The following is a 20,316-nucleotide window of genomic DNA, read 5'->3' on the forward strand; positions in this document are numbered from 1 at the left end:
GGTACTCTGGGTGTACATTTACAATCGCGGCAAAAGGTCTCGGCCTTGAGCTATTTTGAGTGAGTACCTGTCATGAACGATTTTCAGAATCCCGCCCCGAAGACGCAACCGGAGCAGCCGCCCGAGGCCAGAAGGCGCAAAGACCCACATCGTCAGCAGCCCAAGCCTGCGCCAGAGGTCAGCCGCCATCCACGTTTCGTCTTCACAGATTTCGCCAGCATCTGAGTCCCCACCTAGCGCCGATTCAAACCCGGCGTCGGATCTGACATGAATCGATGCCGAACCGGGTCGTGCCAGAAATTTGTAGGTGTGTACCTCGGCGTCGGACAGTGTGCAGCCGAAAATGCAATGGCCGCCTCCGGGGAGACGGCCATCGTTCAAACTTGCTGCATCACGTCAGCCGACGAGTTCAAGACTCGAGAAGAAGAAGGCAATCTCGACCGCCGCGGTCTCCGGGGCATCGGAGCCGTGCACGGAGTTCTCGCCCACCGACTCGGCGAATTCGGCGCGGACCGTGCCCGGCGCAGCGTCGGCCGGGTTGGTCGCCCCCATCACTTCGCGGTTCTTGGCGATGGCGCTTTCCCCTTCGAGGACCTGCACCACGACGGGCTCGGACGCCATGAACGTGGTCAGTTCATCAAAGAACGGGCGCTCTTTGTGGACGGCGTAAAATGCGCCAGCCTGCTCCTTGGTGAGCTGGATGCGCTTCTGCGCGATGATCCGCAGGCCGGCATCCTCGAACTTGGCGTTGATCTTGCCGGTCAGGTTCCGCTTGGTGGCGTCGGGTTTGATGATGGACAGGGTGCGTTCGATGGCCATGGTCTCGCCTTCTCTATTGCTCGCGGCGGGCGCGCCGCCCGCCTGTCTATTCCGGCGCCGCCCTAGCACGGCGCCCATGCCTTGAAAAGCCATGTCAGCGGCACGGCGCTCCGGTCGGCGTGGCTCCGGCGGTGACGGACCGGGCGCGTTCATACCGTGCGGATCGCCGTAGTGCCGACCGCAGCCAAGGGGGGGGCCCCTCTTTACGACGCCCCCGGTTTGAGGCATGGCGACGCCATGCTCAGGCTCACCGATATCTCCTATTCCGTCGAAGGCCGTCCGTTGATCGACCATGCCTCGGCGGTCGTCCCCACCGGGCACAAGGTGGGCGTCGTCGGACGCAACGGCACCGGCAAGACCACGCTCTTCCGGTTGATCCGCGGTGAACTGACCCTGGAGACGGGGAGCATCGAGGTCCCGCGCGGCGCCCGCATCGGCGGCGTGGCGCAGGAGGTCCCGGGCAACGACGTGTCCCTTATCGACACGGTGCTTGCCGCCGATACGGAGCGCGCCGCGCTCCTTGGGGAGGCGGAAACCGCGACCGACCCCGCCCGCATCGCCGAGGTTCAGACCCGGCTTGCCGATATCGACGCCTGGTCGGCGGAGGCGCGCGCCGCCTCCATCCTGCGCGGCCTCGGCTTCGAGCCCGAGCAGCAGTCCATGCCCTGTTCCGCCTTTTCCGGCGGCTGGCGGATGCGTGTGGCGCTGGCCGCTGTGCTCTTCGCCCAGCCCGACCTGCTGCTTCTCGACGAGCCCACGAACTACCTCGACCTCGAAGGCGCGCTCTGGCTCGAGACCTACCTTACGCGCTATCCGCACACCGTCTTGATCGTCTCTCACGACCGGGCGCTGCTCAACCGCTCGGTGCAGGCGATCCTGCATCTGGAGGACCGCAAGCTCACGCTCTACCAAGGCGCCTACGACACCTTCGCCGAAACGCGCGCGGCCCGGCTGGCGGCTGCGGAGTCCGAGGCGAAGCGGCAGGAGGTCCGACGGGCGCACCTTCAGAGCTACGTGGACAGGTTCCGGTACAAGGCGGACAAGGCGAAGCAGGCGCAGTCGCGCCTAAAGATGATCGCGCGACTGAAGCCCATTTCGACTCCGCAGGAAGCGGCGCTGCGCCGTTTCACCTTCCCCGAGCCGGAGGAACTCTCGCCCCCCATCATCGCCACGGAAGGGGCCGCCATCGGCTATGGCGACACGACCGTCCTGTCGCGCCTGAGCCTGCGCATCGACCAGGATGACCGGATCGCGCTTCTGGGCAAGAACGGCGAAGGCAAGTCGACCCTGTCGAAGTTCCTCGCCCAAAGGCTGGAGGCGCAAAAGGGGCGCATCACGCGGGCCAACAAGCTGCGTGTCGGGTATTTCGCCCAGCACCAAGTGGACGAACTTCGGGTCGACGAGACGCCGTTGGAGCATCTGCGACGACTGCGCCCGGACGAGCCGCCGACGAAGTTGAGGGCACGGCTCGGCGGCTTCGGCATCGGGGCGGAGCAGGCCGAGACGGTCGTGGCAAAGCTCTCCGGCGGGCAAAAGGCGCGACTGTCGCTTATGCTGGCCACGCTTGACGCGCCGCATCTCCTGATCCTCGACGAACCGACCAACCACCTCGACATCGAAAGCCGCGAGGCGCTGGTGGAAGCGCTGACCGCCTATTCGGGGGCGATCATCCTCGTCAGCCACGATCTGCACCTGCTGTCCCACGTGGCCGACCGGCTTTGGCTGGTCTCTGGCGGCCGGGTCACCCCGTTCGAGGACGACCTTGACGCCTATCGGGCCATGCTGCTTGAGCGGGACCGGCCGGAACGCCCGAAGCCGGAGTCCAAGCCGAGGCGTGTGAGCCAATCGGCGATCCTTGAGCTGAAGTCGGACGTGAAGAAATGCGAACAACGCATAGAAAAGCTTTCCGAAATGCGGGAAACGCTGGCCGCGAGACTGGCAGATCCGTCGGTCTATGAGGATCGGAACCGTGACAAGATGGAACTTTGGCAGAAGAAATTTGCCGAGGTGGAAGACGCCCTTGAGCGGGCCGAGGCTCTTTGGATGGAAGCGGAGGAACGGCTGGACGCCGCGCGGACGCAGCCGGCCGGCTGAACTTTCGGGATGACCCCAGCCGCGATACCCCCTATGGCGGCGGTATGGACTGGACATTCTACATAAATGCTTTCGTGGCGCTCTTCGTGGTCATCGACCCGATCGGCATGGTGCCGATCTTCATCGCACTGACCCAGGGCCACCCGGCCCAGGAGCGGCTGGCAATCGGGCGACGTTCGCTCCTTCTGGCGTTCCTCGTGTTGCTGCTGTTCGGCCTTCTGGGCGAAGCGGTTCTGGGGTTCGTCGGGATCTCCTTCCCGGCGTTCCGGATCGCGGGCGGGGCGCTTCTGTTCCTGACGGCGCTCGACATGCTCTTCGAACGCCGCACCGCCCGGCGGGACCACACAGCCGAAGAATACGAGCGCACCGACCCGTCCGTCTTCCCCCTGGCCATTCCGCTACTCGCCGGTCCGGGCGCGATCACGACGATGATCCTGCTGGTGGGCCAGAGCGAGACGCCCCTCGAGCTTACGGGCGTCTTCGTCGTCATGGCGCTTGTTCTTTTGGGCTGCGCCATCCTGTTCCGGGCCGCGGGCGGGCTCGAACGGCTTCTCGGCCGGACCGGCACCGTCGTCGCAACGCGGTTGCTGGGGATGTTGCTGGCGGCGCTCTCCGTCCAATTCATGCTCGACGGGCTGCGGGGCGCCGGGCTAATGCCCGGATAGCCCGGTCACTGGCGCCGGGCCCTCCCACTTCCTACATATCAAGGGCCGCGTCCCGTCGTCGGGGCACGAAGGAGGGTCCATGAGCGCCGACCAGACCGCCTCGCTGATCTACCTGATGCTGCTGGGGACTGTGATCGCCAGCTATTTCTTCCTGTCCAACCGGCAGTCCCTCGGCCGTACCATGCGGCAGGCGGGGCTTTGGGTGCTGATCTTCATCGGGGCGATCGTGGCCTATGGGCTCTGGGATGACCTGCGCGATACGGTCCTGCCGCAACAGTCGGTCTTCGCGGAGGAAGGCCGGGTCGAGGTGCCGCTTTCTTCGGACGGACATTACCACATGGTCCTTCGGGTCAACGGCACGCCTGTGGAGTTCGTTATCGACACCGGCGCATCGGACATCGTTCTGACCCGCGAGGACGCCGAGCGCGCCGGAATCGCGACGGACGATCTGCCGTTCTCCGGTGTCGCCAACACCGCGAACGGAACGGTGCGGACGGCGCGGGTCAGGCTGGACGAGGTGTCGTTGGGCGGCATCACGGACCAGAACGTTCCGGCAGTGATCAACGGCGGCGAGATGTGGGGCTCCCTGCTTGGCATGGCGTACCTCAACCGCTTCGCGGAGGTGACCTTCGGCCGCGGAAAGATGATTCTCACACGCTGACCGGACGTGGGCCAGCGATCCCGCAGTGCCTTGACGCCGATCATGGCTGCAGCCCGAAATCCAAGGTAGATTTTCCGCGGGAGGCCCGAGGGCCTTCCCGGCCCCGCCGGGGTTCCTCCCAGATGGAGGAGGGAGCCATGTCACACACCAGGCACATCGCGATTACCCTGGCAGCAGCCGCGTTCTCGCTGGCAGGAGGGGCGGCTATGGGGCAGGACGAGATCGGACGGACGGAATATCTCGGCGCCTGCGCAAGCTGCCACGGCGTCGATGCCCATGGCGGCGGTGAGGTCTCCAAGTATATGACCGTCGAGGTTCCGGATCTGACGAAGCTCGCAGCCGCAAATGATGGCGTCTTCCCGATGCTGGAGGTGATTCACATCATCGACGGGCGCACCGGCGTGAGGGGCCACGGAACCGACATGCCGGTTTGGGGCACCGGATTCCGCCTGACCGACCGGGAAGTGCTGGACCAAGAGAAGCAGATGCCCACCTGGGGAGAGATCTTCCGCTCCGCCATCGGTGAGGAAGCCGGACCCTACGGAGCCGAGACGATCGTTCGGGGTCGGATGTTCTCCATCGCGCTCTATCTGGAGTCCATTCAGGAGTAGGCCTGGAGTTGCGGCCCTCGTCCCGCCTGAGGTGAGAACGGATAAAAGCGCGGCGTCACTGGACGGACGTCAGCTTTCCGCCTTCATCTCCCATCGGCCGCTCTCCTCCGACCAGTACTGCGCGGCCGCTCCCGCGCCGGTAAGCGCCTTCCACTGGCCGCGCGCATGCTGAACCGCCGCCGGGTCGTGGCCGTCAAAGAGGATGCAAACGCGGTCGAGGGCGGCCACCTCCTCCGCCCCGACCGCCGCGCCATCCACCGCCATCAGGCAAGCGGCGGCGTTGGGAATGTCCTCCGCCGCCGTCAGAAGGACCGGCTGGCGGGCGTCGTGCGGCCCGCCGGCCATCCCATGCGGCAGGAACCCGTCCTCCGGCCCCAGCCAAAGCTTCTGATCCAGCCAATCCAGCCGCCCCGGGTCAGTGCCCCGCACCACCACCCGCCACCCGCGCTGAAGGGACTTCTCCAGCAGCATCGGCAAGGTCGCCTCGAGCGGCTGTCGGGTAAGATGGTAGAAAAGGGCCTGCCCCATCAGCGTATCCGGACCGCGATCGTTCGCATCACGACTCGTAGCCGTCCCGGATCATCCGGTCGAGCGCGAGCACGCCCCAGCCGGACGCGCCCTTCGGCCCGAGCGCCGGTGCAGAGGCGGGCTGTGCAACCCCGGCGATATCGAGATGGATCCATGGCACGCCTTCCTTCACGAACCGGTGCAGGAACTCCGCCGCCGTGATCGCGCCTCCCCAACGGGTCCCCACGTTCTTCACGTCCGCCTTGTCCGATTTCAGCAGTTTGGCATAGCTCTCGCCCAGGGGCATCCGCCAAGCGCCTTCGCCCTCCGCCGCGGCGGCCTTGAGGAAGGCATCGCAGAACGCGTCGTCGTTGGAGAAGACGCCCGCGTTGTCATGCCCCAGCGAGACGATGATGGCGCCGGTCAGCGTGGCAAGGTCCACCATGCCGCGCGGCTCAAAGCGCTCCTGCGCGTACCACATGACATCGCCCAGAACGAGCCGGCCCTCGGCATCGGTGTTGATCACCTCCACCGTGTCGCCCTTCATCGAGGTCACGATGTCGCCGGGGCGCTGCGCGCGTCCGTCCGGCATGTTCTCGACGAGGCCGACGAGTCCAACCACGTTGGCCTTCGCCTTGCGACCGGCCACGGCCCGCATGACGCCCGCGACGACGCCTGCGCCGCCCATGTCCATGGTCATGTCTTCCATACCTCCGGCGGGCTTGATCGAGATCCCTCCGGTGTCGAACACCACGCCTTTGCCGACCAGCGCCAGCGGCGCCTCGTCTCCGCCGCCCTTCCACTGCATGACAACCACCTTGGATGGGCTTTCCGACCCCTGCCCCACGCCAAGGAGCATGGTCATGCCAAGCTCCTCCAGCTTGTCCTCGTCCAGCACCTCGACCTCGACGCCGAGGTCCTGCAGGCCCTCCAGTCGCGCGGCGAATTCTTCCGTGGTCAGCACATTGGCGGGCAGGTTTACCAGGTCGCGGGTAAAACACACGCCGTCCGCGAGAGCCATGACCTCGGCCATGGCGGCCTGGGTCTCTTTCGCATCGCGCACCATGATCTGCATGGCGCCCGCAGTCTCGGAGGCTTTCTCCCCGGACTTGCAGGCCTCGAAGGCATAGGCCCCCAGGCTCATGCCCAACGCAATCTGTTCGGGGTGCTTGCGCACGCCGGCGAGCACAAGAACGCCGCTCTTGCCCCGCACCTTGCCGATGGACGCCCCGGCCTTGCGCGAGTCCGTGTCGGACGCCTGCCGATCGAGCAATACCACCTGCACCGCCTCGGCGCCCAGGCCGCCGGGAAACGCGAGATCCTTCGCCTCGCCCGGCTTCATCTTAGAGAACGCCTCGCTCTCGGTGAAACGGGCCAGCGCGCCGCGTGTCAGCCTGTTCACCCGGCGGGCCGGCACGTCCAGCTTGCCGTCGGCAGGAACGAGAACGGCGATGCGTCCGGCGAAAGACTTCAGGTCTTCGAGGTCGGTGGCAAGGATCTCTACGTCGGGGGCCATGGTCATGCAGCGAACTCCAATGATGTTTCGACCATACCTAGCCCCCCGCGCCGCCCACCGCCAGCAGTCCCGACCGGTGGCCGGGAACGGATGGGTAAATTGCCCGATGTTGTTTCGCGATGGAGCTTGCCACGATAGGCTGACGACAGGGGAGCGTGGCGCAGGTACAGCCTTGGGAGGGGTGATGCCGGGAAACTCGAAGAATTGCCGAAAACTGACACCGGCCGAAATGGGAGCGATCGCGCATCTGTACCGGGGCGAGGTCTATCGCAGCACGATCTGGCGCACCCGGCTCGACACGACGACGAACTGGTCCGTGGTCTCGCTCGGCGCGGCAATCTCGCTGTCCTACACCACCAAGGAGGCCTCGGCACTGCCGCTGCTGCTGGTGGGCGTGCTCATCTGGACGCTGATGCTGCTGGAATCCCGACGCTATCGATACTTCAACGTTTGGCGGGCGCGGGCGCGCTACATGGAAGTCCATTTCTACGCCCCGATGCTGCAGGACGGCGACCTGCATATGGAACAGGACTGGCAAAAGGTCCTGGCAGAGGACTACTGGCGCCCTGAGTACCATGTCAGCCTTCTGACGGCGATGGGACGGCGGATCCGCCGGAACTACCTCTGGATCCTGTCGGTGCAGATGATGGCCTATGTCGGAAAACTGGTGGTGCATCCGACGCCCGCGAGTTCTGTCGCGCAAGTCATCCACCGCGCCGATACCGGCCCGCTGCCGGGCGAACTGGTGCTTGGAATCGGCGTGGTCTACCTCTCCGCGTTCGTCGTGATCGCCCAGGTGACCGGCCGGCGGGATGCCCGGCGCAGCGCCCAGCGCGGCGCGGGCCAATCCCTCGGCTGAGCGCCCGTCCGCAAAGGCGCCCCCGACCTGGCCGGATTCACCGCCCCCCAGCTTCTTGTGTCAAAAAATATCCCGGGGGGCGCGCTCGCAGAGCGCGGGGGGCAGCGCCCCCCGTCCGACGCCTGCCGCGTGTCCGCGCCGGCGGACGTGTCTCCCCGACCCCGATCGGCATCCCATCGCGCGGTAGCGTTTTACCGGGTCGCCGATTTCGTCTAAGCCAATCGAAAAACGACGAACCCGGAGCAGGAACCGCGTGGCGCGATTCGACCGATATTTCCTTCAACAGCTCATGTGGCTGTTCGGCTTCTTCGCGCTCGTGCTGGTCTCGGTGTATTGGATCAACCGGGCCGTGGTGCTGTTCGACCAGATCCTGGCGGACGGACAGTCCGCCGGCGTCTTCGTGACGCTTACCCTCTACACGCTGCCCAACGTCATCCGGATGGTGCTTCCGATCGCCGCCTTCGTCGCAGCCGTCTACGTCACCAACCGCCTGACGACGGAAAGCGAGCTCGTGGTTGCGCAGGCAACCGGCATGTCCGCCTGGCGCATGGCGCGGCCTGTCGTCGCCTTCGGCCTGATCGCATCGCTGCTGATGGCGCTCCTCGTGCATTTCCTCGTCCCGATGAGCCGCACCCAGCTTGCGGACCGGACCGAGGAAATCGAGGCCAATGTCGCGGCAAGGATGCTGAGCGAGGGACAATTCCTGAATCCGGCCCGCGGCATCACCTTCTACATCCGGGAGATTACGCGCGAAGGCGAGTTGGTCGACGTCTTTCTGTCCGATTCCCGCTCCGATACGACGCGGACAGACTACCTGGCCGCCCGCGCCTACCTGGTGCAACAGGAGAGCGGTCCGAAGCTCGTGATGGTGGATGGCTCGGCACAGACCTACGATCTCGCGGATCGGCGACTGCTCGTCACGGCATTCGAGAATTTTACATACGACGTAGGCGCGTTGATGCGGTCCGGCGGGCGGGACAAGCGGGACGTGCGGGAATACGACACCCTGACGCTATTTGCTCCCGACGCGGCGGCGCTTGCGGCCACGGGCGCGGATCGGGCCGACTTCCTCTACGAGGGCCACTTGCGGATCGCCCAACCCTTCAACCCACTGGTCGCCGCGCTGATCGGCTTCTCCGCGCTGATGGTCGGCGGGTTCAGCCGTTTCGGCGTCTGGCGGCAGATCGGGCTCGCGGTTTTTCTGATCATCATCCTGCAAGCCGTGGAGAACCAGACGGCCGACATGGCTCGGCACGATGCGTCGGCATGGCCGTTGGTGTATTTGCCGACTGTCCTCGGCGCTGCCGCAATCTTGTTCATGCTCTGGGTGTCCGGCAGGCCAGCGCTGCTGCGGCGGGTCAACCGCCCGGAGGCGGACGCATGAAGCTGCAACTCTACTTTGCGCGAAAGTTCCTGATGATCCTGATTGGGATCTTTGCGGTTTTCGCGATTTTCCTGACGCTGCTGGACATGGTGGACCAGATGCGCCGCTTCGACAGCGCGGAGCTTTCTTTCGGCGGCGCCCTGCAGCTTTCCCTGCTTGCCGCGCCAGAGACCCTCTACGCGATGCTCCCCTTAATGGTCATGCTAGCCACGCTGGCGCTGTTTCTCGGCCTTGCCCGGACGTCGGAACTGGTCGTGACGCGCGCGGCGGGCCGTTCGGCGATCCGGGCCATGATCGCGCCGGCCATTACCGCGGCCCTCGTGGGTGTCTTCGGCGTGACGGTCCTGAACCCCATCGTCGCGGCCACGAAACATGGGTACGAACGGCGGGCAGCGGAACTCTCCGGCAGCGGCAACAGCGTGCTGTCGGTTAGCCGCGAGGGGCTGTGGCTGCGCCAGGGCGGCGAGGAGGGACAGACCGTAATCCGGGCGCAGCGGGCCAACCTGGATGGCACGGTGCTTTACGGTGTGACCTTCATCGGCTTTGCCCCCGAGGGTGCGGGCGCGACAGGGGCAGTCCGCCGGGCGGAAGCCGAAAGCGCCACGCTCGTGGACGGCGCGTGGAAGCTCACCGGTGCCAAACTCTGGCCGTTGACGGTGGAGAACCCCGAGGCGGAGGCGAGCCTCCATGACGAGGTGCTCCTGCCCTCCACCCTGACCCAGACCCAGATCCGCGACAGTTTCGGCTCCCCCGCCTCCGTGCCGATCTGGGAACTGCCTGCCTTCATCGCGGACCTCGACACCGCAGGTTTCTCCGCCCGGCTGCACCGGGTGTGGTTCCAGATGGAGCTGGCTCTGCCGCTGTTTCTGGCATCCATGGTCATGATCGGCGCCGGCTTCACCATGCGCCACACGCGGTTCGGGCGCACCGGGCTGATGGTGCTGCTGGCGCTGATGATGGGCTTCGGCGCTTTCTTCATCCGGAACTTCGCGCAGGTTCTCGGCCAAAACGGTGACATCCCCATCTCGCTCGCCGCCTGGGCGCCGCCGGCCGCGGCGATCCTGATGTCCATGGGACTACTACTGCACCTGGAGGACGGATGAGACGCCCCCCGTTTCGTATGGCGTTGGCCCGCATTAGGCACTTCTTGCGCAGCTCGGTGAGTGCTTTTCGCTACGATGCGCCCGGCGCAGCGTGTTCTGGCGCAGGCCTGGTCGCCGGCGCGCTCGTGGCTTTCTGCGCAACGTCCGCCGCCGCCCAGGCAACGCCGCCTGCCACCCTTGTTGCGGACAAGGTCGAGATCACCGCAGACGGCAGCCTGGTCGCGACGGGCTCAGTCGAGGCGCTCTACGAGGACGCACGATTGAAGGCGGAACGAATCGTCTATAACCCGGACGCCGACCGGCTCGAAATCGACGGGCCGATCGTCCTGACACAGGGCGACAACACGATCGTCCTCGCCGATAGCGCGGCGCTCTCACCAGACCTGCAGGACGGGCTGCTTCGCTCGGCCCGTGTGGTCATGGATCAACAGCTTCAGCTTGCCGCTGCGGAGATCGACCGCGTAGACGGCCGCTATACCCAGCTTTACAAGACCGTCGCCTCCTCCTGCGAGGTCTGTGCCGCCCGTCCTGTGCCACTCTGGCAGATCAGGGCGCGGCGGGTGGTGCACGACGATGTAGAGAAGCAACTTTACTTCGACCACGCAATTTTCGAAGTCGCGGGCGTGCCGGTGATGTACCTGCCACGCCTGCGCCTGCCTGACCCCACGGTCGAACGCGCGACTGGGTTCCTGACCCCGTTCCTGCGCACAACTGATGAGCTCGGATTTGGCATCAAGGCCCCTTACTTCGTCACGCTTGGCCAAAACCGCGACGTGACCTTTACGCCCTACTGGTCCTCGAACCGGACACGCACGCTGGAGTTGCGCTACCGAGAGGCGTTTCGAAACGGCGAAATCGAGTTCAACGGCGCCGTCAGCCGGGACGACATCCGCCCCGAGGGCCCCCGGGCCTACCTGTTCGGCGAAGGGGCGTTCGAGCTTCCCTACGGTTTCGATCTCGATTTCGGCCTCGAGACCGCGTCCGACGATACTTACCTGATCGACTATGACTATTCCGACGTCGACCGCCTCGACAGCTTCGTGTCGCTGTCCCGCACGCGCCGTGATCGGACGTTCCTCGCCGAGACCCACGTTTACCGCTCCCTTCGCTCCACGGATGACAGAGAAACGCAGCCCTACCTGGTGGGCGATGCCTCCTGGGCGCATCGGTTCGACGCGCCGTGGATCGGTGGCACGGCGGATTACTTTCTCGCCTACCACGGACACCGCCGCCGGTCCGATCTGGATATCGAGGGGCGCGACGTGAGCCGGCTGGCCGGTGAGCTGGGCTGGCGGCGCAACTGGATCGGCCCCGCCGGTCTGCTTTTCAACGCCTCCGCCCGCGGCGTGCTGGATCACACGCAGGTGCGCGACGATAACCGCTACGACGACGAGATCACCCGGTTCACCCCCTTCGGCATCGCCGAGGTGCGCTGGCCGTGGCAAAAGCAGGCCGCACGCGCCAGCCACGTGATCGAGCCGGTGGTGCAGGTCGTCTGGAGTCCGGACACGGACGAGACCTTGCCGCAGGACGAGAGCACGCAGCTCGAGTTCGACGAGGGAAATCTGTTCGGTCTTTCCCGTTTCCCCTCCGGGGATGTCCTGGAACGCGGGCTGCGCGCCAATGTTGGCGTCGCCTGGACCCGCTACGACCCATCGGGCTGGAACCTGCAAACCACAGTCGGGCGGGTCTACCGGGAGCAGGACCTTGGCCAGTTCGCTGGATACGACAGCCTTGACGGCCGATGGTCCGACTGGCTGGCCTCGGTGGAACTGGATATTCCGGGCCGGCTGACGGTCGTGAACCGCACGCTCTTCAACGACGAATTCGACCTCACGAAGAACGAGACCCGATTGGGTTGGAACAGCGATCCCCTGGAGTTCAGCACCACATACGTCTGGCTGGAGCCGAGCCTGGTGGAGGACCGGGACGTGACGACGCACGAGTTCGGATTCGCTGGCGACTGGGACATCGACCAACGGTGGCGCAGCACATTGGACATGCGATACGACATCGAGCTCAACCGCGCGGCATCGGCGCGACTCGGTTTGGAGTACCGCACCGAATGCGCCACCTTCGATTTCGGGGTGCGCCGTCGATTTACCTCCACCGAACAGCTCAACCCGACCACCGATTTCACGTTTGAGGTCCAGCTCGCCGGGTTTGGCACGGCCGAGGGCGGCCGGCCGCGCCCCTCCCGGGTCGGTTGCCGTGGTTAGACCGACTTGTCGCAGACGGGACGCTGGCTTAGAACGCACCAAAGGCACCCGGGCAATTCGACCGACCCGGGCCGGGGCAGGAACGGGAGCATTTGGAATGATCCGCGTATATCGGGCAATGTTGGCCGGACTTGTGGCGCTGTGTCTGTCGCCGGTTGCGGCGCCAGCGCAGACAGGAGCGTTCTCTCCCGTCGTCATCGTGAACGAGCGGCCGATCACCCGATACGAGCTTGAGCAGCGGATCAAGATCCTCGAGCTATTCCGAACCACCGGCGACGTGGAAAAGCGCGCGATGGAGGATCTGATCGACGACCGCCTCCGCATGGAAGCCGCCTCTCGCACGGGCATCTCGCTGACCCCCGAGATGACGCAGGCAGGCATGGCGGAGTTCGCGCAGCGCACCAATATGGATGTTCCAACCTTCATTCAGGCCCTGGCCGCCCAAGGTGTATCGGAGGAGACCTTCCGCGATTTCATCAATGCCGGCATGGCCTGGCGGGAAGTTGTCGCAGCACGCTTCGGCCCACGGGTGGAGATTACCGACGCTGAGGTCGACCGCGCGCTGTCCGTGACGTCGCGGACGGGCGGCGCAGAAGCGCAGCTGGCGGAGATCATCCTGCCTGCGCGGGACCCCGACGAAGCGGCGCGTTCCGAAGCGCTCGCAAATCAACTGGCGGAGAGCGTGACCACCGTCGGCGCCTTTGCCGCAGCGGCGCGGGAATATTCCCTGTCGAGCACACGCGGCAATGGCGGCCGCCTCCCCCGCGCGCTGCCGCTCTCCGAATTGCCGCCGCCGATCCGTGCCCAGATCCTGACGCTTGCACCCGGGAGGGTGACGGACCCGATCTCCGTTCCCAATGCGGTAGCGATTTTCCAGCTTATCGAATTGCGCGAGACCGGTCTGGAGGAGCCGCAGAACGTCACGCTCGAATATGCCACCTACCTGATTCCCGGTGGCCGCAGCGAGGCCGCACTGACCGAAGCCGCAAGTGTGATTGGCCGCGTCGATACCTGCAAGGATCTCTACGGCGTTAACAAGGGTCAGGCGCCTGAGCGGCTGACGGTCAATTCCCTGCCCTCCAGCGAAGTGCCGCGTGACGTCGCCCTGGAACTGGCGAAGCTCGACCCCGGAGAGATCTCGACCGCGCTGACCCGCGGCAGCAACCTTGCCTTGCTGATGCTCTGCGCCCGCACACCGGTTTACGAGGCAGAGCCCGATCGCGCGGCAATACGGGCACGGCTCCGCAATCAGAGGCTTGGGGCCTACGGCGAAGGCTACCTGGCTGAGCTAAGGGCCGACGCCATCATCCTTTACCCGTGACGACGCCCACCAAGGCTCCCGCCGGTTTGCCCCCGGTCATGACATGCGGCGAACCGGCCGGGGTTGGCCCGGAGATCGCCGCGCGTCTGTGGGACGTGCACCGCGATACCCTCCCCTTCGCCTGGATCGGAGACCCGCGCCACCTGCCCTCCGGCACGCCGATAGCCGAAATCTCGGCGCCCCGCGATGCGCTCGCATGCGCCGACAGAGCTCTGCCGGTCCTGCCGCATGCCTTTCCTGCCGATGTAGACCCGGGCCACCCAGTGCCGCAAAACGCCGCCGAGGTCATCGCCGTGATCGCCCGGGCCGTGGACCTCGTCCAAAGCGGCGCGGCCGGCGCCGTGGTGACCGCGCCGATCAACAAGAAGGTGCTGCAGGACGGCGCGGGATTCGCCTACCCCGGCCACACCGAATACCTGGCGGCCCTCGGTGGTGCGGAGCAAGTCGTCATGATACTCGCCTGCGCGGAGCTTCGGGTGGTGCCCACGACAATCCACATCGCGTTGAAGGATGTGCCTGCGCGACTGACGCCAGAGCTTCTGGCCGGAACGATCCGCATCACGGATGCGGCCCTGCGCCGGGATTTCGGCATCCCGACCCCCCGCCTCGCGGTGGCGGGCCTCAACCCTCATGCCGGAGAGGGCGGGGTGATGGGCGGGGAGGAAATCGCCTGGATCGCGCCGCTTCTGGACAGCTTGCGTGGCGAGGGGCTCACCCTCACCGGCCCCCTGCCCCCGGACACGATGTTCCACGCAGAGGCCCGGGCGCAGTACGATGCGGCGATCTGCATGTACCATGACCAGGCTTTGATCCCGATCAAGACGCTGGATTTCGCCCGCGGGGTCAACGTGACGCTCGGCCTGCCCTTCATCCGCACATCCCCGGATCACGGCACCGCCTTCGACATTGCGGGCCACGGCGTGGCGGACATCCGTTCGACCGTGGAGGCCCTGCGACTGGCCGCAGATATGGCGCGCGCGAGGGCCGAAGGGTGAACTGGATCGTGGCACGGTCAGCCATTGACGGAGGGGGGCTGTCTGCCCCCCGCGCGGCCGCGCCGCGCGCCCCCGAGGATATTTTTCGACACAAGAAGGGTCTAGGGTGAGCGCGATCGACGGGTTACCGCCACTGCGGGAGGTGATCCGGCAGCACGGCTTGGCGGCGAAGAAGTCGCTCGGCCAGAACTTCCTGCTCGACCTGAACCTGACGGCGCGTATTGCGCGGATCCCGGGCGATCTGTCGGACGCGTCAGTTCTCGAGGTGGGACCAGGTCCAGGTGGGCTGACTCGCGGGCTCCTCGCCGAGGGCGCCCGACATGTGCTGGCCATCGAGAAGGACGCACGCTGTTTGCCGGCATTGGAGGAAATCGCGGCAGCCTACCCCGGTCGGTTGCAGGTGATCGAGGGGGATGCTTTGGAGATCGATCCGCGCGATCATCTCGATCCGCCGATCCACGTGGTCGCCAACTTGCCCTACAACGTTGGCACCGAGTTGCTCATTCGCTGGTTGTCGCCGTCTGATTGGCCGCCGTATTGGACCTCGCTCACGTTGATGTTTCAGCAAGAGGTCGCGGAACGGATCGTGGCCCAGCCGGGAACGAAAGCGTACGGCCGGCTTGCGGTCCTGGCCCAGTGGCGGAGCGAGGCGAGAATCGCGCTCAGGCTTCCTCCGGGGGCCTTTACGCCGCCGCCCAAGGTGAGTTCGGCCGTCGTTCACCTGCGCCCACGCCCTGAGCCGCTGGCACCAGCGGACCCGGACGTCATGAGCCACGTCGTCGCCACGGCCTTCAATCAACGACGCAAGATGCTCCGTTCGGCGCTGAAGGGCCTTGGGGGGAATGTTGTATCCTTGCTCGAGGGCGCCGGCATTACACCGACCGAGCGGGCGGAGCAGGTGACGATCGAAGGCTACGCGGCGCTGGCACACGCCGTTGCCGCCCGATCTGGCGCCTGAAACCCTGACAGGTTCGCGCCGGCAGGAGCACCTTCCGACGCAGACGCACTGCCGCGAATGACATTCACGTGTCTGGACGTATCCCCGCCGGAGGCACCGCGCGCGATAGCGCGCGGCGTGGCCCAACGGGAGTGGGTGCATCTTCGATGCGCCTTCTCCCGGCGGGAGCCCACTGGGGTGGTCGGCTAGCCGGTATCAGTCAGCGACTTCCGCGGAATCCGCCTTGCCCTCTGGCTGCTGGGCCTGATCGCCGCCCGACGCGGCATCTTCGCCATCGGGTTTTTTCTCCGCCTTGGGCTTGCGGGGGCGGCTCGTGCGGGTTCGCGGCTTCGGCTTGGGTTTGCTTTCCGGGGTTTCGACGAGACCGCTATCCTGATCCTCACCGTTGGCGGATGCCTCTCCACGATCCTGGGACGCCGAGCCCAGATCCACGTCGGGCTGAGGCGATCCTTGCAGGTCGTCTTCGATCACATCGGGCTCGTTGTCCCTGGTCTGGTCTACGGCCTCAAGCGCATCGGACGAATTCGCCTCTCGCCGGTCGCCGTTGCCGCCGTTCGAATTGCCGTTGTCGTGGCGTTCGCGCTGACGGTCGCGGTTCGCCTGATCTTGCTGTTCGCGACGCGCGTCCTGCTCCCGCTGCGCTTCGCCCAGCATCCGGGTGTAGTGTTCCGCGTGCTGCTGGAAGTTCTCTGCCGCCACCCGGTCGTTGCCGAGCGTCGCATCGCGGGCCAACTGCGTGTACTTGTCGATGATCTGCTGCGGGGTGCCACGCACCTTGCCCTCCGGACCTGAGGAATCGAAGACCCGGTTGACGATGTTTCCGATCGAGCGCGAGCGGTTCGACTTCGAACGCGAACGTGACTTGGATGATCTCATTAGTATCTCGTTCCGCCTTGTTGCGGTGGTCGGACCCAGTGTTGCGAGCGGCGGGAGCAATTCCCGCGCGACGGTCCGAGTTGTTATGGCTTTCTAGCGCAGGGGCCTTATGGCCTCCGATCCACGCTCTGCCTGCTAAGCATGCGCCACCGACGCTGACAAGTCAAAAACCGTCATTTGGGCCAGATAATGCGCAATCGGGGCGAAAATAGTGCCCTTATCGGCACGATTACTTCCCTTACACGTGGGCAAGCACAATTCGCGCCCTCCCATCGAGATCGTGACCGAACCGGACATCTTCAAGTCCACATGACGTGAAAATCTCCGCCACGCGGACCGCATGATCGCCTGCACCGGTTTCCACCAGCAGCCTTCCGCCCGGCTCCAGATGGTCGCTCGCACCGGCGGCGATGGCGCGATAGGCCGACAATCCGTCCGCCCCATCGGTCAGGGCCAAGTGCGGCTCCCAGAGCCGGGTTTCAGGGGCAAGATCCTCCATTTCGTGCGCCGCGATGTAGGGCGGGTTTGAGACGATAAGGTCAAAGCGCTCCGGGACCGATGAATACCAGTCCGAGACCCGGAACGCGGCAGACACGCCGAGATTGGCGGCGTTGTCCTCTGCCACCCGCAAAGCGGATTGCGAAATATCCACGCCCAGTCCGTCCGCGGATCTATTTTCCGCAAGCAATGTCAGAAGGATGCAGCCCGTTCCTGTTCCAAGGTCGAGCACTCGCTTGAAGGGCCGTTCCAGCGCGTCCGCCACCAGCGTCTCGGTTTCGGGTCGCGGGTCCAGCACGTCCTCGGTCACATTGAAAGAACGCCCGTAGAAAAGCCGCCGTCCGACGATCTGCGACACCGGGCGGCGCGCTTCCCGCGCAGTCAATGCCGCTTCAAGCGGCGCCTCCGCCGTAAACGGCTCGCGCAAATGCAGGGTCAGCCGGTCGAGCGGCACCTGGGCCGCAAAGGCGACGAGGTGGCGCGCGTCCCGTTCCGGCGTGGTCACGCCTACCGCTCTCAGACGAGCCACGGCGCTCGCGATCGCATCGGCAAACGTGCGGGTCACGCGCCGAGCTCGGCCAGTTTCCGCGCCTGGTCGTCGGCGATCAATGCGTCGATCACGTCGCCCAGATCGCCCTGCATCACCTGATCGAGCTTGTAGAGCGTCAGGTTGATCCGGTGGTCCGTCATCCGGCCCTGCGGGAAGTTGTAGGTCCGGACCCGTTCCGACCGGTCGCCGGAGCCCACCTGCGCTCTCCTGTCCGCCGCGCGCTCTTCGTCCACCTCCCGCCGTTTCAAATCGTAGAGGCGGGCACGGAGCACCTGCATGGCGATTTCCCTGTTCCGATGCTGGGACTTCTCGGAACTCGTCACCACGATCCCGGTCGGCAGGTGCGTGATCCGGACCGCCGAATCGGTGGTGTTGACGTGCTGGCCCCCGGCGCCGCTGGCGCGCATCGTGTCGATACGCAGATCACTGGCGGGAATGGCGATGTCCACGTCTTCCGCCTCCGGCAGCACCGCCACGGTGGCCGCCGATGTGTGGATGCGTCCGCCGCTCTCCGTTTCCGGAACGCGCTGAACCCTATGAACGCCAGATTCGTATTTCAGCTTCGCAAAAACGCCGTCGCCCGTCACATGCGCCACGGCCTCCTTGATGCCACCCAGTTCCGTTTCCTGTGCCTCGACAATCTCGAACCGCCAGCCCTGCGCCTCGGCAAATCGCTGGTACATCTTGAGCAAGTCGCCCGCGAAGAGGGCCGCCTCCTCGCCGCCGGTCCCGGGGCGGATCTCGATCATCGCAGGCCGGGCATCGGCCGCGTCCTTGGGCAGGAGGGCGAGTTGGAGGGCGGTCTCATGCTCTGGCAACCGGGCCCGCAATACCGGCAGTTCCTCCTCCGCCAGACCCCGCATCTCAGGGTCCTTGAGCATGGCCTCCGCCTCCGCGATGTCGGCGCGACATGCTCGCCAGGCGGCAATTTCGGCCACCACGGGCTTCAGGTCCGCGTACTCTTTCGCCAAGCGCGCGATTTCGCCAGCCTCCGCTCCGCCAGCCATCTTCGCTTCGAGAAACTCGAAGCGCGCGGTGATCTCGTGCAGTCTTTCCTCGGGAACCATGCCGGGGTGCGTGACCTATTGCGAGCCGCGGGTCAAGAGGACGGCAAGCGCCTAGGTCTCGGCGCCCTCACCGATCACGGGCACTGTCTCCGCGAGCGCCTCGAGCCACCCCGAAACGCGCCGTCGGTTGACGCCCATGTCGCCCTTCCCGTACCGAGCCCGCGCGAAAATAAGAAGCCGCGTTCCCTGCCCCTCTGGCACCGCCTCGACGGTGGTGTAGTCGGGAAAGCCGAAGAGGAGGCTGCGGCTGACGTAAGTCACGCGACCGTCTGCAACACTTCCCGCCAACCTGCTGGTGCGCGTGCTTCCGACGGCAATCGAGTCAAACTGGCCCAAAACGGCCTGCGGATCCGCGCCGAAGACGGGCCCCTCTATGTCGCCACCCTCCGGCAGAACCGTGAACCGCCCGTCACCCGGACGCCCGGTGCGTGGATCGACATGCCAACGCGCGGGATCGCTCGGTGCCAGCCGGAAGTATAGCAGCGCGAACGCCGCCACCGCCAGTATAGCAAGAATTAAGAAGTATCTCATAACAGCCTCCTGCCAGGGAACTTAGGCGCCGCAGCGCAGACCGCCAGCCCGCCCCCTCATATGGACATTCACATCCCATCCGCCGTAAGCCGCAGCACGACAACCGCCGCAAGGAGGCTGACCGAATGCCCGACTCCCTGATCCATGACCCGCATGGCGGCATGGCCAGACTTCTGGAGATCATGGCGCGCCTGCGCGATCCCGAGCACGGCTGCCCCTGGGACATCGAGCAAACGTGGGAAACGATCGCCCCCTACACCATCGAGGAAGCCTACGAAGTGGCCGACGCCATCACGCGGCAGGCCTGGGGCGAACTGAGGGGCGAGCTGGGCGACCTGCTGCTGCAGGTGGTCTACTTCGCACAGATGGGCGCGGAAGAAGGCCGTTTCACCTTCGACGAAATCGCCGACACAATCTCTGCCAAGATGGTCGACCGCCACCCGCATGTCTTCGGGGATGAGAGCCGCGACAAGAGCGCCGAGCAGCAGACCCGCGACTGGGAAAAGGTCAAGGCAGCCGAGCGTCAGTCCAAAGGCGAGGCGCGCGTCCTAGACGGCGTCGCTCTTGGCCTGCCCGCGCTACTGCGGGCTTACAAGCTCCAGAAGCGCGCCGCGCGCGTCGGCTTCGACTGGGCCGACACCGGACAGGTGCTGGAGAAGATCCGCGAAGAAGCCGAAGAACTCGCGACCGCCACCGCCGCCCGCGACAGGGACGCCGTAGAGGACGAGATGGGCGACATGCTCTTCGCCCTCGCCAATCTCGCCCGCCACCTCGGCATCGACCCCGAACAGGCCCTGCGACGCACGAACGACAAATTTGTCCGCCGTTTCAACGCGGTCGAAGACGCACTTCATGCCCGAGGCACAACGCCCGGCGAGTCTACCCTCGACGACATGGACGCCCTCTGGAACGCGGTCAAACGCTCTGAGAAAAGCTGATCCGCTTCGGAGCCGTCCTCGCCTGAGCCCCGCACGGCCGGGGCGACAGCCAACGGGCAAGGAAAATTGCGGAGGCTCCGCGGCGGAGCCGTGGAAGCCGCCATTTCCCTTGCGCGGCGGATGACGCGTCGGCAGGCAAGGGTC

Annotated in this window: 19 protein-coding genes; 12 read left to right on the forward strand and 7 right to left on the reverse strand. The window is 65.7% G+C overall.

Annotated features, from left to right (window positions below):
- Nucleotides 1-396: 396 nt before the first annotated feature.
- The gene (ndk, locus tag BM075_RS02390; RefSeq protein ID WP_093359058.1) at nucleotides 397-819 is read right to left on the reverse strand and encodes a nucleoside-diphosphate kinase; all 423 of its coding nucleotides are present in this window, start codon (nucleotides 817-819) and stop codon (nucleotides 397-399) included.
- A gap of 237 nt (nucleotides 820-1,056) precedes the next feature.
- Here ndk and BM075_RS02395 point away from each other — a divergent pair, with 237 nt between their 5' ends.
- From BM075_RS02395 to BM075_RS02410, 4 genes are all read left to right on the forward strand, one after another.
- On the forward strand, nucleotides 1,057-2,913 hold the full coding sequence (locus BM075_RS02395; RefSeq protein WP_093359059.1) for an ABC-F family ATP-binding cassette domain-containing protein: 1,857 nt from the start codon (nucleotides 1,057-1,059) through the stop codon (nucleotides 2,911-2,913).
- A 44-nt stretch (nucleotides 2,914-2,957) separates the two neighbouring features.
- Nucleotides 2,958-3,578, forward strand: coding sequence for a MarC family protein (locus BM075_RS02400; RefSeq protein ID WP_093359396.1), 621 nt, complete (start codon nucleotides 2,958-2,960; stop codon nucleotides 3,576-3,578).
- A 79-nt stretch (nucleotides 3,579-3,657) separates the two neighbouring features.
- On the forward strand, nucleotides 3,658-4,239 hold the full coding sequence (locus BM075_RS02405) for a retropepsin-like aspartic protease family protein (RefSeq protein ID WP_093359060.1): 582 nt from the start codon (nucleotides 3,658-3,660) through the stop codon (nucleotides 4,237-4,239).
- A gap of 137 nt (nucleotides 4,240-4,376) precedes the next feature.
- Nucleotides 4,377-4,850, forward strand: a complete 474-nt coding sequence (locus BM075_RS02410) for a c-type cytochrome (RefSeq protein ID WP_093359061.1) — start codon at nucleotides 4,377-4,379, stop codon at nucleotides 4,848-4,850.
- A 69-nt stretch (nucleotides 4,851-4,919) separates the two neighbouring features.
- Here the strand turns inward: BM075_RS02410 and BM075_RS02415 are convergent, their stop codons facing one another.
- Together BM075_RS02415 and BM075_RS02420 are read right to left on the reverse strand one after the other, a co-directional pair.
- Nucleotides 4,920-5,378, reverse strand: coding sequence for a DNA polymerase III subunit chi (locus tag BM075_RS02415; RefSeq protein WP_093359062.1), 459 nt, complete (start codon nucleotides 5,376-5,378; stop codon nucleotides 4,920-4,922).
- A gap of 28 nt (nucleotides 5,379-5,406) precedes the next feature.
- Nucleotides 5,407-6,879, reverse strand: a complete 1,473-nt coding sequence (locus BM075_RS02420; RefSeq protein ID WP_093359063.1) for a leucyl aminopeptidase — start codon at nucleotides 6,877-6,879, stop codon at nucleotides 5,407-5,409.
- A 178-nt stretch (nucleotides 6,880-7,057) separates the two neighbouring features.
- Between BM075_RS02420 and BM075_RS02425 the strand changes: the two genes are divergently transcribed.
- The 7 genes from BM075_RS02425 to rsmA all read left to right on the forward strand — a co-directional run bounded on the left by BM075_RS02425 (nucleotide 7,058) and on the right by rsmA (nucleotide 15,712).
- Complete coding sequence (locus BM075_RS02425; RefSeq protein WP_245758719.1) at nucleotides 7,058-7,732, forward strand: DUF2270 domain-containing protein; 675 nt, start codon at nucleotides 7,058-7,060, stop codon at nucleotides 7,730-7,732.
- Nucleotides 7,733-7,985: 253 nt separating this feature from the next.
- Nucleotides 7,986-9,116 (forward strand): LPS export ABC transporter permease LptF, encoded by a 1,131-nt coding sequence (lptF, locus tag BM075_RS02430; protein ID WP_093359064.1) that lies wholly within the window; start codon nucleotides 7,986-7,988, stop codon nucleotides 9,114-9,116.
- On the forward strand, nucleotides 9,113-10,219 hold the full coding sequence (lptG, locus tag BM075_RS02435; protein ID WP_093359065.1) for an LPS export ABC transporter permease LptG: 1,107 nt from the start codon (nucleotides 9,113-9,115) through the stop codon (nucleotides 10,217-10,219). Before lptF ends, lptG begins: the two co-directional genes overlap by 4 nt.
- Entirely contained in the window at nucleotides 10,216-12,438 is a 2,223-nt protein-coding gene (locus tag BM075_RS02440; RefSeq protein WP_093359066.1) for an LPS-assembly protein LptD, read from the forward strand. The genes lptG and BM075_RS02440 overlap by 4 nt, the downstream gene beginning before the upstream one ends.
- A 97-nt stretch (nucleotides 12,439-12,535) precedes the next feature.
- Nucleotides 12,536-13,759 (forward strand): peptidylprolyl isomerase, encoded by a 1,224-nt coding sequence (locus BM075_RS02445; protein ID WP_093359067.1) that lies wholly within the window; start codon nucleotides 12,536-12,538, stop codon nucleotides 13,757-13,759.
- 38 nt (nucleotides 13,760-13,797) lie between these two features.
- A complete protein-coding gene (gene pdxA / locus BM075_RS02450; protein WP_093359068.1) occupies nucleotides 13,798-14,754 on the forward strand; it encodes a 4-hydroxythreonine-4-phosphate dehydrogenase PdxA in 957 nt (318 codons plus the stop codon).
- A 106-nt stretch (nucleotides 14,755-14,860) separates the two neighbouring features.
- A complete protein-coding gene (gene rsmA / locus BM075_RS02455; RefSeq protein ID WP_093359069.1) occupies nucleotides 14,861-15,712 on the forward strand; it encodes a 16S rRNA (adenine(1518)-N(6)/adenine(1519)-N(6))-dimethyltransferase RsmA in 852 nt (283 codons plus the stop codon).
- 195 nt (nucleotides 15,713-15,907) lie between these two features.
- Here the strand turns inward: rsmA and BM075_RS02460 are convergent, their stop codons facing one another.
- From BM075_RS02460 to BM075_RS02475, 4 genes are all read right to left on the reverse strand, one after another.
- Nucleotides 15,908-16,588: a DUF4167 domain-containing protein gene (locus tag BM075_RS02460; protein WP_093359070.1), complete on the reverse strand. Its 681-nt coding sequence runs from the start codon at nucleotides 16,586-16,588 to the stop codon at nucleotides 15,908-15,910.
- A 238-nt stretch (nucleotides 16,589-16,826) separates the two neighbouring features.
- Nucleotides 16,827-17,651 carry a peptide chain release factor N(5)-glutamine methyltransferase gene (gene prmC, locus BM075_RS02465; protein ID WP_093359071.1) on the reverse strand — a complete coding sequence of 275 codons (825 nt, stop codon included), beginning with the start codon at nucleotides 17,649-17,651 and terminating at the stop codon, nucleotides 16,827-16,829.
- Nucleotides 17,648-18,703, reverse strand: a complete 1,056-nt coding sequence (prfA, locus tag BM075_RS02470) for a peptide chain release factor 1 (protein WP_093359072.1) — start codon at nucleotides 18,701-18,703, stop codon at nucleotides 17,648-17,650. The genes prmC and prfA overlap by 4 nt, the downstream gene beginning before the upstream one ends.
- Before the next feature lie 51 nt (nucleotides 18,704-18,754).
- Nucleotides 18,755-19,234 (reverse strand): DUF1499 domain-containing protein, encoded by a 480-nt coding sequence (locus BM075_RS02475; RefSeq protein WP_093359073.1) that lies wholly within the window; start codon nucleotides 19,232-19,234, stop codon nucleotides 18,755-18,757.
- 125 nt (nucleotides 19,235-19,359) lie between these two features.
- Here BM075_RS02475 and mazG point away from each other — a divergent pair, with 125 nt between their 5' ends.
- Nucleotides 19,360-20,172 carry a nucleoside triphosphate pyrophosphohydrolase gene (gene mazG, locus BM075_RS02480; protein WP_093359074.1) on the forward strand — a complete coding sequence of 271 codons (813 nt, stop codon included), beginning with the start codon at nucleotides 19,360-19,362 and terminating at the stop codon, nucleotides 20,170-20,172.
- Nucleotides 20,173-20,316 lie beyond the last annotated feature (144 nt).

It is taken from the genome of Tropicimonas isoalkanivorans, from assembly GCF_900112335.1.
In the GTDB taxonomy this organism is placed as follows: Bacteria; Pseudomonadota; Alphaproteobacteria; order Rhodobacterales; family Rhodobacteraceae; genus Tropicimonas; species Tropicimonas isoalkanivorans.